This is a genomic window from Mesorhizobium sp. P160187 (assembly GCF_057766425.1).
Window position 1 is genome coordinate 936,373 of the sequence record NZ_JBYMDX010000004.1, and the last position, 15,416, is coordinate 951,788.

At 63.5% G+C, this 15,416-nt stretch carries 14 protein-coding genes and 1 pseudogene; 7 read left to right on the forward strand and 8 right to left on the reverse strand.

Annotation, left to right across the window (positions count from 1 at the left end; genetic code table 11):
- Positions 1–91: 91 nt before the first annotated feature.
- Entirely contained in the window at positions 92–523 is a 432-nt protein-coding gene (locus tag AC3CCE_RS21595; RefSeq protein WP_023691035.1) for a TerB family tellurite resistance protein, read from the reverse strand.
- 196 nt (positions 524–719) lie between these two features.
- Between AC3CCE_RS21595 and AC3CCE_RS21600 the strand changes: the two genes are divergently transcribed.
- The 3 genes and pseudogenes from AC3CCE_RS21600 to AC3CCE_RS21610 all read left to right on the forward strand — a co-directional run.
- Positions 720–1,505, forward strand: a complete 786-nt coding sequence (locus tag AC3CCE_RS21600) for a TSUP family transporter (protein ID WP_352625914.1) — start codon at positions 720–722, stop codon at positions 1,503–1,505.
- Positions 1,506–1,557: 52 nt separating this feature from the next.
- Positions 1,558–1,728, forward strand: a complete 171-nt coding sequence (locus AC3CCE_RS21605) for a hypothetical protein (protein ID WP_023670429.1) — start codon at positions 1,558–1,560, stop codon at positions 1,726–1,728.
- A 97-nt stretch (positions 1,729–1,825) separates the two neighbouring features.
- Positions 1,826–2,044, forward strand: a pseudogene (locus AC3CCE_RS21610) (AraC family transcriptional regulator); the annotation flags it as partial.
- 107 nt (positions 2,045–2,151) lie between these two features.
- Here the strand turns inward: AC3CCE_RS21610 and AC3CCE_RS21615 are convergent.
- A complete protein-coding gene (locus AC3CCE_RS21615) occupies positions 2,152–3,627 on the reverse strand; it encodes a cobyric acid synthase (protein ID WP_352625913.1) in 1,476 nt (491 codons plus the stop codon).
- Between the two features lie 2 nt (positions 3,628–3,629).
- Positions 3,630–4,238, reverse strand: a complete 609-nt coding sequence (locus tag AC3CCE_RS21620) for a dimethylsulfonioproprionate lyase family protein (RefSeq protein ID WP_023746812.1) — start codon at positions 4,236–4,238, stop codon at positions 3,630–3,632.
- Between the two features lie 148 nt (positions 4,239–4,386).
- Here AC3CCE_RS21620 and AC3CCE_RS21625 point away from each other — a divergent pair, with 148 nt between their 5' ends.
- The 3 genes from AC3CCE_RS21625 to mmsB are packed head-to-tail and all read left to right on the forward strand — an operon-like array spanning position 4,387 to position 6,894.
- Complete coding sequence (locus tag AC3CCE_RS21625; RefSeq protein WP_023744727.1) at positions 4,387–5,556, forward strand: isobutyryl-CoA dehydrogenase; 1,170 nt, start codon at positions 4,387–4,389, stop codon at positions 5,554–5,556.
- A 28-nt stretch (positions 5,557–5,584) separates the two neighbouring features.
- Positions 5,585–5,953, forward strand: coding sequence for a four helix bundle protein (locus AC3CCE_RS21630; RefSeq protein ID WP_352625912.1), 369 nt, complete (start codon positions 5,585–5,587; stop codon positions 5,951–5,953).
- A gap of 56 nt (positions 5,954–6,009) precedes the next feature.
- On the forward strand, positions 6,010–6,894 hold the full coding sequence (gene mmsB / locus AC3CCE_RS21635; RefSeq protein WP_352625911.1) for a 3-hydroxyisobutyrate dehydrogenase: 885 nt from the start codon (positions 6,010–6,012) through the stop codon (positions 6,892–6,894).
- Between the two features lie 416 nt (positions 6,895–7,310).
- Here mmsB and AC3CCE_RS21640 read toward each other — a convergent pair whose 3' ends face one another.
- From AC3CCE_RS21640 to AC3CCE_RS21660, 5 genes are all read right to left on the reverse strand, one after another.
- On the reverse strand, positions 7,311–8,690 hold the full coding sequence (locus tag AC3CCE_RS21640) for an aspartate aminotransferase family protein (RefSeq protein ID WP_352625910.1): 1,380 nt from the start codon (positions 8,688–8,690) through the stop codon (positions 7,311–7,313).
- A 52-nt stretch (positions 8,691–8,742) separates the two neighbouring features.
- Positions 8,743–8,865 (reverse strand): hypothetical protein, encoded by a 123-nt coding sequence (locus tag AC3CCE_RS21645; RefSeq protein ID WP_023670422.1) that lies wholly within the window; start codon positions 8,863–8,865, stop codon positions 8,743–8,745.
- Positions 8,866–8,897: 32 nt separating this feature from the next.
- Entirely contained in the window at positions 8,898–10,967 is a 2,070-nt protein-coding gene (locus AC3CCE_RS21650) for a prolyl oligopeptidase family serine peptidase (protein ID WP_352625909.1), read from the reverse strand.
- A 98-nt stretch (positions 10,968–11,065) separates the two neighbouring features.
- Positions 11,066–12,223, reverse strand: coding sequence for an MFS transporter (locus AC3CCE_RS21655; protein WP_352625908.1), 1,158 nt, complete (start codon positions 12,221–12,223; stop codon positions 11,066–11,068).
- 110 nt (positions 12,224–12,333) lie between these two features.
- The gene (locus tag AC3CCE_RS21660; protein ID WP_352625907.1) at positions 12,334–13,527 is read right to left on the reverse strand and encodes an MFS transporter; all 1,194 of its coding nucleotides are present in this window, start codon (positions 13,525–13,527) and stop codon (positions 12,334–12,336) included.
- Positions 13,528–13,798: 271 nt separating this feature from the next.
- Here AC3CCE_RS21660 and AC3CCE_RS21665 point away from each other — a divergent pair, with 271 nt between their 5' ends.
- A complete protein-coding gene (locus AC3CCE_RS21665) occupies positions 13,799–15,376 on the forward strand; it encodes a trimethylamine methyltransferase family protein (RefSeq protein WP_352625906.1) in 1,578 nt (525 codons plus the stop codon).
- Positions 15,377–15,416: the final 40 nt, after the last annotated feature.

Consider the following 15,416-nt stretch of genomic DNA (forward strand, 5'->3'; position numbering starts at 1 on the left):
ATCGTGCCAGTGGCACGATGAAAGGTCACGAACGCTGGGACGCTGCGAAGCAGCGGGGACCCGGCCGGGCGGCCGTTGCCCCTGGTCTGCCTCATTCCTCCGGCTTCACCACATCGACCGGGCTGATGTCGAGCAAATCGAGCGTGCGGCGCAACAGCCGCACTTCGCTCTCGGCCAGTTTGGAATCGGCTTTGGCGATCTCCGCCATGTGGAGCGCCAGCAACTTGCGCCGTTCGACATCGAGATCGCGGAACAGCGCCATGGCTTGCGAACCGTTGGTCTCGTAGCCGAAATCATTGAGATATTCGATGACCGCGTCGATGCTGGTTTCCGGGATGCCGAAGGCGTCCTTGCAGATGCGCCGGAAGGCGACCATTTCGCTCTCCGAAACCGAGCCGTCGGCCAGGATCATGCGAAACAGCATCAAGAGTTCCGCCGAAAGCACGGGGTCGTCGGCAACCTTGCGCACGCCGGGGTCACCATCGAAGATCGAGCGTATCTGGTCGAGCAATGCCATCGCCAACAGTGTCCCTTTCCCGAGCCCGCCCAGCGCACATGACCCAAAACTGCGCAGCGGTACTGAGATAATGACATGCACCACAGGAAATCCAAGCGCAACGCGCTTGGATGGACGTAGCGCGGAATCGGCCTTGCGCAAACCGGATGGCCATGAGAAGGCGCGGCACCACCTTTCCCGCCGGAATGTTCAGAAAATCCCGATGCTCGACCTCGCTACCCAGACCGTCATCATGCTTGCCTTCGCCGCCTTTGCAGCCGGCTTTGTCGATTCGATAGCCGGCGGCGGCGGGCTGATCACCATCCCGGCCCTGCTGCTTGCCGGCTTCCCGCCGGTCGCAGCACTTGGAACCAACAAGCTGCAGGGCATTTTCGGCACCGCTTCGGCGACCATCCACTACGCCATGAATGGCCATGTCGATCTGCGCCGACAGCTGCCATCGGCGCTTCTGGCCCTTGCCGGCAGTGCCGTCGGCGCCTTGCTGGCGGCATTCGTGCCGGGTGATCTCCTGCGGGCGCTGCTGCCGCTGCTTTTAATCGCCATCGCGATCTACTTCGCCGTGAAACCCAACATGAACGATGTCGACCGCGCCGAGCGCCTGTCGCCCTTCCTGTTCGGGCTGGTCATCGCCCCATTGGTCGGCTTCTATGACGGGCTGTTCGGGCCGGGAGCCGGCTCCTTCTACATGCTGGCCTTCGTCAGCCTCGCCGGCTTCGGCGTGCTCAAGGCCACGGCACACACCAAGCTGCTCAATTTCGCCTCCAACATTGGCGGCTTCATCGTCTTTGCCATCGCCGGCGTCGTCTGCTGGAAGATCGGGCTGATGATGGGCGTCGCCCAGTTCCTCGGCGCCCGGCTCGGCGCCAGCCTTGCCATCCGCATCGGCGCCCGGCTGATCAAGCCGCTGCTGGTGATCATCTGCCTGGCTCTGGCGGTGAAGCTGCTGGCCGACCCGGCGAACCCATTGCGCCAGCTGATTGGTGTATAAGCCTCACGCCTGATAGAGTGCCGTTGTACGAATCATGTTGGAGGGACCACACATGAATCTTAGTGCACCCACTCAGCTTGTTTTCATCATATCCCTAGTTATCGCCATCATCGGCGTGCTCGCCGCGCTTGGCGTTCTTGCGTTCATTCCTCTGGCTGCGGTGTGGATTGTCCTCATCGCATACATCGTGCTTGCCGCCGCCTGCCTGATGCGCGGCGCCTAGGCACCCGCGACTTCTGCATTCGAAGCGCCCGGTCAAAGCCGGGCGCTTTTGCTTTGGATGCATGGTCCGTTAGGCTCTTCCGCGCGGAAGGATGACCATGTCCGGCGAGACGGAGCGCCACGATCAACAGCACCGCCCGGTAGCCGACCGGTTCGAGATGGTGCGGCGCGCGCCGGGCCTGCGGCTGCAGAACGCGGTCACCGACATTTGTGGCTATCGCGAAACGGCGCCCGGCCATTTTCGCAATGTCGAATACGCCTCGCTCACCGTCCCGCTGGTGATCAGTTTCGCAGAATCCTTCGCCATCGGCCTTGGTCCTTCAGCGCCGCGTCGAAGGTCGGCGAAAGCGCCCGAACTTCGACATCCACGGAGTGGAAACGAAGCGGAAGCGCAGACCCGAGGATGACGAAACGATGGGCGGCCCTACCTCGCTAACCCTAAAATCGCATCGCAATCGAGATGGCGCTCCAGTTCGGTTGCGATCTCGTCCAGAGCGTTTTCCACCTCCGCCCGATAGTCGACGCCGCCGCCTTTCACGCCGAGGCTTTCCAGGAATCTCGCTCGGAAAGCGTCGGCGGAAAACAGGCCGTGCAGATAGGTGCCAAAAACCTTGCCATCGGCGGAAATGGCACCGTCGTCGATGCCGTTGATCACAGCCGACGGCCGCGCCATGTCCGGCCCGGTGGTACGGCCGAGATGGATTTCGTAGCCCTCGAGCGCCAGGCCGAACGGCACTGAGCGGGCGCTGACATTGCGCACCGTCTTTTCCGGCTCCATCACCGTCTCGATGTCGAGCAGACCAAGACCTTCCGCCTCGGTGACGCTGCCCTCGATGCGATCGGGATCGCGCACCAGGCGGCCGAGCATCTGGAAACCGCCGCAAATGCCGACGATATGGCCGCCGCGTTTGCGGTGCGCGAGGAGATCGCGATCCCAGCCATTCTCGCGGAATTTCATGAGATCCCCGATCGTCGATTTGGAACCGGGAATGACCACCAGGCCGGCATCCTCCGGCAAGCGCTGCCCCGGCGGCACGAACACCACTTCGACCTGCGGCTCGGCCTTGAGCGGGTCGAGGTCGTCGAAATTGGCGATGCGGCCAAGCATCGGCACGGCGACCTTCAACGCCCGCTTCTCGCCCGATGCCAGGCGTTCGAGCACGACCGAATCCTCCGAAGGCAATCGCGCCGCCGCCTTCAGCCACGGCACGACGCCAAAGCAGCGCCAGCCGGTGAAGCTTTCGATCGACCGGATGCCGTCGTCGAACAGCGAGACATCGCCGCGGAACTTATTGATGAGGTAGCCGACGATCATGCGCCTGTCTTCCTCCGGCAGGATCAGATGCGTGCCGGCGACCGAAGCGATGACGCCACCGCGGTCGATGTCGCCGACCAGGATGACCGGCACGTCGGCGCGCGTGGCAAAGCCCATATTGGCGATGTCGCGGCTGCGCAGGTTGATTTCGGCCGGCGATCCGGCGCCCTCGACGACGACCAGATCGGCGCCCTCACCGACCTTCGTCCAGGACTCCAGCACGGCGTCCATCAGCCCCGCTTTCATTGTCTGGTAGTCGCGCGCTCGCGCCTCGCCGAACACCTTGCCTTGCACGATCACCTGCGAACCGATGTCGCTCTGGGGTTTGAGCAGCACCGGATTCATATGCACGGTCGGCTGAACACCACACGCCAGCGCTTGCAGCCATTGCCCACGGCCAATCTCGCCGCCGCCGGGGCGGTCGTCGCCCGGAATGTCGGCGACGGCGGCATTGTTCGACATGTTCTGCGGCTTGAACGGCCTGACTTTCAGCCCGCGATTCCTGGCCGCGCGGCAGAGCCCCGCCACCAGCACCGTCTTGCCGACATCCGAACCCGTGCCTTGCAGCATGATCGCCTTGGCCATGCTCAGCCCCTGCCCTGCGCGCCGGAAACGGTCGATTTCTGCGCCAGCGGCCCGCCGCGCCAGATGTAGAGCGCCAGCAACGCTTCGCTGCCGGTGCGCATGGCATGGCTGACATTGGAGGCGTGATGGATAATTTCGCCCGCCTGGCGGGTGTGAAAGCCGCCTTCGCCCATGCGCCACTCGGTGCCGCCGGTCAGCGGAATGTAGATCTCCTCGGCAATGTGATGATGGTCGGGATAGGTGATGCCGGGCCCCAGGATCAGCAATCCGGCCGCGACCTCTTCATTGGCGAAATGGCCGCGCGTGCCAAACACCTCTAGCCAGCCGTAGTTCTGCAAGAACGCTTCACCAAAATCGCTCGCGTTGTAGGTCTGCCCCCAGCACAGATCGTCACGACGCTCCGCCAGCAGTTGCACCAGAGGCTGCGGGTCCGGCGGCGCCAGTTCGACAATGCGGTCGAGCAGACCAAGGCAAGGCAGCGGATGCGCTTCGAGCACGCGCGCCGTCATATTCCAGCCGATCCGGGTCACGGCGTCCCGCACCAGCGCGTTGTCCACGCCCCGGAGATAGGCATGGAAGCGGTCGAGCAATTCGTCGAAATATGTCGGCACGCAATGCTCCGTTGATCCATTCATGCACAGCGGCTGCGCGGCGAGCCGGGTTGCGCGGCGGCATCATTGGTCTAGATTGAGCGGCGCGCAAAGCCAAAAACAACAGGCCAGCAAGCCACCCCAGCTGGGGAAACACAGGGAGCACGCCATGGACGCCGCGGTCGATGCGAGCACCAGTCAGTTCGAACTCAATGAGGAGCAGCGCGCCATCCAGGAGATGGCACAGGCCTTCGCCGCCGATCGCGTTGCGCCCAATGCGCTCGAATGGGACCGGGCAAGACACTTTCCCGCCGATGTAATCCGCGAGACCGGCCCGCTCGGCCTCGGCGGCATCTATGTCAGGGACGATGTCGGCGGCTCGGCGCTCGGCCGGCTCGACGCCGTGCTGATCTTCGAGGCACTGTCGCACGCCGATCCGGCGTTTTCCTCCTTCATCTCGATCCACAATATGGCGGCGTCGATGATCGACCGCTTCGGCGACGACGAGCAGCGCCAACGCTTCCTGCCGAAGCTGACCTCGATGGAATGGCTGGCGAGCTACTGCCTGACCGAGCCGGGCTCAGGCTCGGATGCCGCGGCGCTGAAGACGCGCGCGGTGAAGAGCGGCGACGACTATGTGCTCAACGGCGCCAAGCAGTTCATCTCCGGGGCCGGCGACAGCGACCTCTATGTCGTCATGGCGCGCACCGGCGCCGACGGGCCGAAGGGCATTTCCACCTTCGTCGTGCCGAAGGATGCGCCCGGCCTGTCCTTCGGCGCCAACGAGCACAAGATGGGCTGGCACATGCAGTCGACCCGCCAGGTGATCTTCGAGGACTGCAAGGTGCCGGCTGCAAACCTGCTGTCGGGGGAAGGCGCAGGTTTCGGCATCGCCATGGCCGGCCTTGACGGCGGCCGCCTCAACATTGCGGCATGCTCGCTCGGCGGCGCGCAATCGGCGCTCGACAAGGCTTTGGCCTATACGGGCGAACGCAAAGCCTTCGGCTCGAAGATCAACCAGTTCCAGGCGCTGCAGTTCCGGCTGGCCGACATGGAAACCGAACTGCAGGCGGCACGCATTTTCCTCTATGCTGCCGCCTCGAAGCTAGACCGCAAGGCGCCGGACGCCGGCAAATGGTCGGCCATGGCCAAGCGCTTCGTCACCGACATCGGCTTCAACGTCGCCAACGAGGCGCTGCAGCTGCATGGCGGCTACGGCTATCTCCATGATTACGGCATCGAAAAACTGGTGCGCGACCTGCGCGTCCACCAGATCCTCGAAGGCACCAACGAGATCATGCGCGTCATCATCGCGCGGGCGTTGATTGGACGGCAGTAGGCAGTAGGCAGTAGGCAGTAGGCAAAGGATGACCGGCAAGATCAACTCGTACAAGGATCTTATCGTATGGCAGCAGGCGATGGATCTGGCTGTCAGCAGCTACTCATTGACCAAGACATGGCCCAAAGAGGAATTGTATGGGCTGACCAGCCAAATCCGCCGTTCAGCAACCTCTATCCCTGCCAACATCGCGGAAGGCTATGGCCGAGACAACCGAGGCTCCTATCAGCAATTTCTCAGGATAGCCCAAGGCTCGCTGAAGGAGTTCGAGACACACCTCCAAATCGCTCAACGCATTGGCGTTGCCACGCATGGGCAAGCTGAGCACCTGCTTCTGGCGGCCGAGGCCATCGGAAAGATGCTTCGCCAACTTATTATCAAACTCGCTCCCGAATAGGTCGCCCTACTGCCTACTGCCTACTGCCTACTGCCTACTCATCATGGAGCACCGCTATGACCACCATCGCCTTCATTGGTCTCGGCAAAATGGGCAACCCGATGGCTGCCAATCTCGTCAAGGCGGGGCACGCGGTGCACGGCTTTGACCTGATGCCGGAAAACCTCACCGTCGCCCACGAGCATGGCGTCATTGTCACGGCGAATGCCGTGGCGGCGGTGAAAGACGCCGATGTCGTGATCACCATGCTTCCCGCCGGCAAGCACGTGCTCTCGGTCTACGAGGACATCGCACCCAAGGCCAAACCAGGCGCCCTGTTCATTGATTCCTCGACCATCGATGTCGAGTCGGCCCGCAAGGCGCATGCCGTAGCAAGGAAGCACGGGCTGCATTCGATCGACGCCCCCGTCTCCGGCGGCACCGGCGGTGCTGCTGCGGGAACGCTGACCTTCATGGCCGGCGGCGCCAAGGATGCCTTCGCCAAGGCCGAACCGGTCCTGAAGCCGATGGCAGGCCGCATCGTCCATTGCGGTGACGACGGCGCCGGTCAGGCAGCCAAAATCTGCAACAACATGATGCTCGGCATTTCGATGATCGGCGTCGCAGAGGCCTTCGTGCTGGCCGAAAAGCTCGGCCTCTCGCATCAGGCCCTGTTCGACGTTGCCTCGACCTCGTCGGGCCAGTGCTGGTCGCTGACCACCTATTGCCCGGTGCCGGGTCCCGTGCCGGCCTCACCCGCCAACCGCGACTACAAACCGGGCTTTGCCGCGGCACTCATGCTGAAGGACCTGAAACTGGCGCAGGAAGCCGCCCAAAGCGCCGGCGCGGTGACGCCGATGGGGGCCGAAGCGGCCCAGCTTTATGCGCTGTTCAACGCCCAGGGAAATGGCGGCGACGATTTTTCCGGCATCATAAATTTCCTTCGCGGCAGTTCTCTATAAGTTTCGAATTTAGCAGCGCTTTTTATTGCGCGGAAAAATTGCAAATTTAGATTTGCTTAAGCTCTCGATAACCCGGCGGTAACGATGTGCCTATATAACGGATGGCGAGGCGGACACATCGCATCCGCCCGGCGCTCCGGATCAGGTCTCGCGTACCGGAGCCCGTAAGTTTCGCAAGTGTATTGTTGGCGAAATGCCATGCGTATCTGGCAAAGCCGCGTTCCGATGGAGCGCGGTTTTTTGCGTTTTGCAGTCCTATACTGTTCGGTCTGAATTATATTCCGATTGCAGCGTTCGGAATTGCCTGATGGTCTTCATTGACCAGCACGATCGGTGCGCTGACCCCTTCGACCCTGACGATAAGCAGGCGCACAGTCCGGGCGCCCTGATTGCAAGGCGTCCGGCTGTCGTTCCATCTACTTCTTGCGCAAATCCGCTTGCGCCAGATCCAGCGCTTTGGCGATGCGATCGCAAGCCATGTCGATCGTCGCGCGGGTCCAGATCAGCGGCGGCGACAGGATCATCGTGTCGCCGGTGGCGCGCAGCATCAGGCCTTGCGCGATGGCGTGGTCGCGGACGGTGACGGCGGCACTGCCCGCCGGCAGGAAGCGCTCCTTGGTCGCCTTGTCCTTGACGATCTCGACCGCGCCCATCAGCCCGATCGATCGCACCTCGCCGACCAGTTCGTGGCCGGCAATGCGCTCCTGCAGCGCCTGGGCGAAGTAAGGTCCAGTGTCGTTCCTGACCCTGTCGACCAGGCCTTCTCGCTCCATGATCTCGAGATTCTTCAGCGCCACCGCGCAGGCCACCGGGTGACCCGAATAGGTATAGCCGTGGTAGAATTCGCCGCCCTTTTCGACCAGCGTCGCCGCGATACGGTCGCCGACCAGCAGCGCCGACAGCGGCTGATAGCCCGAGGTCAGTGCCTTGGCCGTGGTGATGGTGTCGGGCTCGATGCCGAAGGTCTGCGCCGCAAACCATTCGCCGGTGCGGCCATAGCCGGTGATGACCTCGTCCAGCATCAAAAGCACATCGTATTTGCGGCAGATGCGCTGCACTTCCGGCCAATAGCTCATCGGCGGTATTTTCACCCCGCCCGCTCCCATCACCGGCTCGCCGATGAAGGCAGCCACCTTGTCGGCGCCGGCCTCCAGAATGGCATCCTCGACCGCCTTGGCGGCGCGCAGGCCGAAATCATGGTCGCTTTCGCCGGGCAGCCCCAACTCATAGGCATAGGGCATCATCACATGGACGATGTTGGGAACCGCCCCGCCGAGTTGCTTGTGCATCAAATCCATGCCGCCGAGCGACGTGCCGGCGACGGTCGAGCCGTGATAGGCCGACTTGCGCGAGATGATGCGGTTCTTCTCCGGCTTGCCTTCCAGCACCCAATAGTGGCGCACGAGCCGCAGCGCCGTGTCGTTGGCCTCCGAGCCGGAGGAGCCGTAGAAAACCTGGCTGATGCCCTTGGGCGCCAGCTCGGCCAGCTTCTTCGACAGCAGCACGGGCGTCGGCGTCGAGCATTTGAAGAAGGAATTGTAGTAGGGCAATTCCTTCATCTGCGCGTAAGCGGCGTCGGCCAGCTCGTCGCGGCCATAGCCGACATTGACGCACCACAGCCCGGCCATGCCGTCGAGTATTTCGGTGCCGTCGGCATCGTAGATGAACGGGCCGTTGGCGTGGGTGATGATGCGCGAGCCGGTCTCGCGCAATTCCTTGTGGTCGGTGAAGGGATGCAGATGATGCGTCGCGTCAATCTGCTGAAGCTGCTTCAGCGAATAGTTCTGGTAAGTCATGGGTTTGCTCTTTCCTCTGGAATCAAACCGGCAAGCTGCCGGGGCGACTTCGTCAGAGGACGGCGGGCGGCGAATAGCCGATGCGGGCGCACAGCCTGAGCAGTTCGGCGCGCAGCGTGCGCGGCGACGGTGTCACCGCGACCCCGAAGGCGCCGGATGTGCTCATGTAGACCATGGCGGCAGTCTATGCCGCCCGAGGCCCGGAATTCAAGCGGTGCCGCTCAATACCCTTTGCAGGAACACGTATTTCATGGCGGTTTGCGCCGCTTGCGGCCGGCGGTCGCCGCGCCCGCCATGGCCGCCTTCCGTCTCCTCGAAGAACAACGTCTTGCCGTGACCTGCTTCCTGCAGCTTCGCCGCCATCTTGCGGGCGTGGCCGGGATGGACGCGGTCGTCGGCGGTCGATGTCGTGAGCAGCACCGGGGGATAGACGGCATCGGCCGAGACATGATGGTACGGCGAATAGGCGGCGAGCCACTTGGCTTCTTCCGGTTTTGCCGGATCGCCATATTCGCCGATCCACGAGGCGCCTGGCGGCAGTTCGGTGTAGCGCAGCATGTCGAGCAGCGGCACCTCGATGATGACGGCGCCGAACAGTTCGGGATGCTGCGTCAGGGAAACGCCGGTAAGCAGGCCGCCATTCGAGCCGCCCTGGATGCCGAGGGAAGCAGCCGTGGCCATGCCGCGCCTGACGACGTCCTGCGCCACCGCGGCGAAATCGTCGAAGGCAGTCTGGCGATTGCCCTTCAGCGCCGCCTGATGCCAGGCCGGCCCAAACTCGCCGCCGCCGCGAATGCAGGCCTGCACATAGGCATTGCCCTTCTCCAGCCACAGCCTGCCGCGCACGCCGGCATAGCCGGGCAGCAGCGGTATTTCGAAGCCGCCATAACCATAGAGAAGCGTCGGTACCGGACCCTTCTGGTCGCGCCGCCTGACGACGAAATACGGGATCATGGTGCCGTCCTTCGAGCGCGCCTCGAACTGTTCGGAGACCAGCGGCGCGGCGTCGAACCGCGCCGGCTGCGATTTCACGGTGGCCAGCGTCACCCCGTCATCGTCCGACCAGATGATCGAACTCGGCGTCAGGAAATCGGTGAAGGAGAAGGAGACGCTGGAACCGAAATGCTCGGCATGCGCGATGCCGACATTGCCGTTCTCGGGCAGCGCCACCGGCTTCAGCGACCAGCGGTCGCCGCTGCGCTCGGCGACAACGACCTTGCCGCGCACATTGTCCATCAGATTGATGAACAGCCGGTCCTGAGTGCGGGCAATGCCGGCGACCGAAACACGGTGCGCTGGCGCGAGCATGGTTTCAACAGGGCCCAGGTCGCCGGTGTCCATCCAGTGTTCGAAATCGAAGGAATAGAGGCCGTCCGGCAAGCACTCAGTGCCGCCCGGCGCCGTCCATGGGCTGCGCACCCCGAACACGAACCGGCCCTTGAACAGCGCGGTGTCGGTGACATCGTCCGGCAGCGGGATGCGCCGGTTTTCGCCCGACGGCAGGCGCAGAAAACTGTGCGAGGAGAAGAAGGCGATCGTGCGGGCCAGAAACAAATACTGCCTGTCGCCATCATGCTCGACCCCCGCGCCGGCCGCGAGATCCTGCTTCTCGGCCTCGAAGATCGGCGTCGCCTCCTCCAACCGGGTGCCGCGCTTCCACAGCTTGACGACGCGCGGATAACCGGACTGGGTCTTGTCGTCTTCATCGAAGGCAGCCGAGACAATGACCGTGTCCCTGTCCAGCCAGGAAAAGCCGGATTTCGAGGCGGGAGCGCGGAAGCCGCCCTCGATGAATGATTTGGTCTCGATGTCGAATTCGCGCATCTCGCTCGCATCGCCGCCATCCGGCGACATCGCCACCAGGCAAAGGTTGAAATCGGGGTAAAGGCGGCTGGCGCCGCTGAACACCCACTTCACCCCCTCCTTGGCCGACAGCACGTCGAAGTCGATGATCGTCTCCCACACAGGCTTCTCGGTCTTGTAGGAAGCAACCGTCGTGCGGCGCCAGAGGCCGAGCACATTGGTCTTGTCCTGCCAGAAATTATAGACTTGGCCGTTGAGCGCGGCACCGACCGCAATGTTGTCCTCGGCCGTCATCAGGTCGAGCGCCGTCTCGAAGGCCGCCTGGTAGGATGGATCGCCCTGTAGTTCGGCCACGGTGATCTCGTTCTGGCGATGCACCCAGTCGAGCGATTCCTTGCTGGTCCGGTCCTCCAGCCAGAGGAACTTGTCCTCTGCGGTGGCATCCGTCTGGCGTTTTGTCGTCGATTGGGTCACGCATGGTCTCCAGGCTAGTGGCGGGCAGCCCTGCCTACATCGCGTTGCAAGCGGTTTTATTCAAGATGGTGACGTCAGGTCATCGGGGGAATGCGGCCTCAAACCATCCGCCGGCGCAGGACCGTGGCCACAGCCAGTGCCAGACAAATCGCGCCCAGCGTGATCGGCAGACCGGAGGCGCCGATCACATCCATGACGCCACCCGCCAGCGGCGGCACCACGATGCCGCCGATGCCCCACATCAGGGAGAAGGCGGCATTGCCGGCGACCAGCGCCGAGCCGGTAAAGCGCTCGCCGAGCTCGATGATCGACATGGTGTAGATGCCATAGGAGACCGCGCCCCAGATAAAGACGCAAGGCCAGATCAGCGGCGTCTCGATGAGCAGCGGCAACAGGGCGCAGCCCAGCACCGTCACCACGACGCAGATGAATCGCACCAGCCGCGCCGTCAGCCGTTCCGCCAGCAAGCCGAGCGGCACCTGCATGGCGATGTTGCCTGCGATCATCACCGATAGCAGCGCCGACATGCGCGCTTCCGCGATGCCATGGTGCGTGCCGTAGACCGGCAGCAGCGCCAGCACGCCCTGTTCGAAACCGGCGGCAACGACCACCGCCGACAGCAATAGCCATGCCAGTGGCATGAAGCCCATGACCGAAACCCTGCGCCCGGCTTCGTCGACCTTCGGCAGTCGCGGCAGCACCAGCCCCAGGCAGGCGCCGCAGAAGATGAAGGCGGCGATCCCCACCAGGAATGGCGGCCATCCCACGGTGCCGACAGCGAGCAGGCAGAGCGGCCCGGCAGCGAAGCCGGCCGAGATGATGGTTGAATAGACACCCATGACGCGACCGCGGCGCGATGGCGGCGCCAGTGCAATGACCCAGATTTCGCTCAAGACATAGAGCGGATTGGTCACCACCCCGATCAAGAAGCGCAGCGGAAACCACAGATAGACATTCTGCGTCCAGCCGATCAGCGCAAGCACAATAGCCGAAAGCGCCGCGCAGGTAAGCGCGGTGCGCCCTGCCCCGAACCGGCGCGCCAGTGCCGGGATCAGCGGCGACGAGACAATGAAGCCGATCGGCGTCATTGCCGCCGAGAGCCCGATGATGGCCGGCGAAACGCCTTGGCGTTGCAGGATGAAGCTCAGCAGCGGATAGGACAGGCCTTGCGCGATGGCGAACACCGAGACGGTCGCGATCACGCCGCTGATCGCCGCCCACTGCATCTTCTCGTTGTCAGCTTCCGCCAGGTTCATCATTGGCACCTAAACCAGGCTCAGGACTAGCTTTTCTGTCCGACGCGGGTAAGCCCCGCCCCGGTAAAAACCGTTTGCTCCAGACAAGGCCTGTCATGAGTTTGGGCCTGTCAGGAGTTTTTGGGCCTGTCAGGAGTTTGGCGCTTGAACGATCGGTAAAGCGCGAAGCTCACCAGCAGCGCGTCGAGTCCGGCGATCACCACCGGCAGGCCGAGCGGACCGATGACCTGCATCAGCGCACCGGCGCCGGGCGGGCCGACAACGCCGCCGGCGCCCCACATCAAGGCAAAGGCGGCGTTACCGGCGACCAGCACGGTTCCCTTGAAGCGGGTGCCGAGCTCCACCAGCGCCATGGTGTAGACGCCATAGCCGACCGCTCCCATGACGAGAAGGACGAGCCAGATCGCCGGCGTCGTGATCAACAACGGCAGCAAAACCGCGCAGGCCGTTGTCGCCAACGCACAGAAGATGATCATCGCCCGCCCGCCGAAACGCTCGGCAAGCAGGCCGAGCGGGATTTGCAGGAAGATGTTTCCCAGCGACAGTGCCATCACCAGGGCCGCCAGCGTCCTTTCGGGCAGGCCATAGGCAGCACCGAAGACCGGCATCAATGCGTAGGTGCCCTGCTGGACCGCCGCCGAAACCAGCACGGCAAACAACAGCGCCGGCGCCAGCCTGGCGAAACCGAAAAAGCCGCCGGGCAATTGGCCGTCATCCTCGAAGCCGGCGAGGCTTGAGGAAACAGCACGAAGGATCGCGGCGCACAGGATGAAGCCGGCCATGCCGACCAGGAAAGGAACCCAGCCCGATATCCCTACCGCGGTCAGGACCAAAGGCCCCGCAGCATAGCCAGCGCCCAGCACGGTGTTGAATGCCCCCATCACCCTGCCGCGGCGCGACGGCGGCGCCAGCGACAGCGCCCATACTTCGCCCAGTATATAGAGCGGGTTGATGACGATACCGATGATGAAGCGGATGACGAACCAGCCCACCCAGTCCTGCAGGTAGCCGATGCCGAGGAAGCACAGCGCCCCAATCAATGAGCAACCCACAGCCAGGTTGCGCGCGCCGACCAGCCGAATGGCTGCCGGCACGAACGAGGCCGAAAGGATCAGGCCAAGCGGCATCATCGCTGCCGACAAGCCGATCAGCGCCGGCGACATGCCTTGCTTCTGCATCAGCAGCGTAAACAGCGGCGAGCTCAGCCCTTGCGCCGCACCGAACATCGCGAGGGCGGCAGTTACGCCGGCAAGCGCCGCCCATTGCGTCCCCGCTTCGCCATCGCTCGAACCGGTCGCAGCCATGATGCCTTCCACATGAATTGCCGGCCCATCCAGCGGCAAACCACTGAGCTAGCGGTTCGATTTAGGGAAAGGAAGGGCCGCGCCTGAAATCCCCTTGCGCCAAGAGCCGCAGTGGGCGCGTCCTGTCCGCTAATCCCCGGCAAGGTTGTCAACTATCGGACTGCCGTTCGGGCATGTCGCTTCCCTCGTCCTAGTGGTCGCCGCCTCCGCAATGGTCGGACAGCCGCCGGTCCATTATGCCGCCCGCTACCAGCATCGTACGAGGACCATCATGACCGCCGCCCTGCATCCAGCCGAACCGCCTTTGGCAACCGACCGGGCCCGTCGCGGTGGCCGTGCGGGCAAGCGCGCCGGCGGCTCGGCCGCCTTCGAACAGCCGGCTTTTCGGCAACTGAGAAATCCGCTGACGCCGACCAAGCTGGTCTCTGACGACGAGCTGGAATCGATCCACCTCGCCTCGCTGCGCGTCTTAAGGGAAATAGGCGTCGACGTGCTGCATGACGAAGCGCGCCGCATCATGAAGGAAAATGGCGCTGATGTCCGCGAGGGCAGCGAGCGCGTGCGCTTCGACAGCGACATGATCCTCGATCTCATCTCCAACTGCCCGTCGGAATTCACGCTCCATGCCCGCAACCCGGCGCACAATGTGCGCTTCGGCGGCAACAATGTGATCCTCTCGATGATGGCGTCGGCACCGAACTGCTCCGACCTCGATCGCGGCCGCCGTCCGGGCAACCAGCAGGACTACCGCAACTTCCTGCGTCTGGCGCAGATGCACAACATCCTGAACTGCACCGGCGGTTATCCGGTCGAGCCGACCGACATCCATCCGTCCGTGCGCCACCTCGAATGCATCCGCGACCTCGCCACGCTGACCGACAAGGTGTTCCACATCTATTCGCTCGGCAAGGAGCGCAATGTCGACGGCATCGAGATCGCCAGGATCGCCCGCGGCATCAGCCATGAGCAGATGCTCGAAGAGCCGTCCGTCTTCACCATCATCAACACCAATTCGCCGCTGAAACTGGATGTGCCGATGATGGAAGGCATCATCCAGATGTCGAGCAAGGGTCAGGTCGTCGTCATCACGCCCTTCACCCTGTCCGGCGCGATGGCGCCGGTGACCATCGCCGGTGCGCTGGTGCAGCAAAATGCCGAGGCGCTGTCCGGCATCGCCTTCGCCCAGATGGTGAGAAAGGGCGCGCCGGTTGGCTATGGCGGCTTCACCTCGAATGTCGACATGAAGTCAGGCTCGCCGGCCTTCGGCACGCCTGAATATATGAAGGCGCAGCTTGTCGGCGGCCAGCTTGCCCGCCGTTACAAGATCCCCTACCGCACCTCCAATACCTGCGCCGCCAACACCGTCGACGCGCAGGCAGCCTATGAAAGTGTGTTCTCGCTGTGGGGCGCCATCCAGGGCGGCGGCAATCTGATGATGCACGGCGCCGGCTGGCTCGAGGGCGGCCTGCGCTGTTCCTACGAGAAGACCATCCTGGACATCGACCTGTTGCAGATGGTGGCCGAGTTCCTCACCCCGCTCGACCTGTCCGACGAAGCGCTCGGCTTCGACGCCATCCAGTCGGTCGGCCCCGGCGGCCATTTCTTCGGCACCCAGCACACGCAGGACCGCTACAAGACAGCCTTCTACTCGCCCATCCTCTCCGACTGGCGCAATTTCGAGACCTGGGCCGAAGCCGGATCGCCGACCGCGCTGGAAAAGGCCAACAAGGTCTGGAAGGAGCGGCTGGCATCCTACGAGGAACCCTATATGGAGCCGGCGATTCGCGAAGAGCTCAACGACTTCGTCGAAAAGCGCACGTCCGAAGGCGGCGCGCCGACCGATTTTTGATCGGCAAGCAACTGGCGGCATCCCGCCAACCGACACACCT

What these genes read in the sequence shown, in the direction of transcription:
- AC3CCE_RS21600 (WP_352625914.1), top strand. Translation starts at nt 720, where the DNA reads ATGCTCGACCTCGCTACCCAGACCGTCATCATGCTTGCCTTCGCCGCC.
- AC3CCE_RS21605 (WP_023670429.1), top strand. Translation starts at nt 1,558, where the DNA reads ATGAATCTTAGTGCACCCACTCAGCTTGTTTTCATCATATCCCTAGTT.
- AC3CCE_RS21615 (WP_352625913.1), bottom strand. Translation starts at nt 3,627, where the DNA reads ATGGCCAAGGCGATCATGCTGCAAGGCACGGGTTCGGATGTCGGCAAG.
- AC3CCE_RS21625 (WP_023744727.1), top strand. Translation starts at nt 4,387, where the DNA reads ATGGACGCCGCGGTCGATGCGAGCACCAGTCAGTTCGAACTCAATGAG.
- AC3CCE_RS21630 (WP_352625912.1), top strand. Translation starts at nt 5,585, where the DNA reads ATGACCGGCAAGATCAACTCGTACAAGGATCTTATCGTATGGCAGCAG.
- mmsB (WP_352625911.1), top strand. Translation starts at nt 6,010, where the DNA reads ATGACCACCATCGCCTTCATTGGTCTCGGCAAAATGGGCAACCCGATG.
- AC3CCE_RS21640 (WP_352625910.1), bottom strand. Translation starts at nt 8,690, where the DNA reads ATGACTTACCAGAACTATTCGCTGAAGCAGCTTCAGCAGATTGACGCG.
- AC3CCE_RS21645 (WP_023670422.1), bottom strand. Translation starts at nt 8,865, where the DNA reads ATGGTCTACATGAGCACATCCGGCGCCTTCGGGGTCGCGGTGACACCG.
- AC3CCE_RS21655 (WP_352625908.1), bottom strand. Translation starts at nt 12,223, where the DNA reads ATGAACCTGGCGGAAGCTGACAACGAGAAGATGCAGTGGGCGGCGATC.
- AC3CCE_RS21660 (WP_352625907.1), bottom strand. Translation starts at nt 13,527, where the DNA reads ATGGCTGCGACCGGTTCGAGCGATGGCGAAGCGGGGACGCAATGGGCG.
- AC3CCE_RS21665 (WP_352625906.1), top strand. Translation starts at nt 13,799, where the DNA reads ATGACCGCCGCCCTGCATCCAGCCGAACCGCCTTTGGCAACCGACCGG.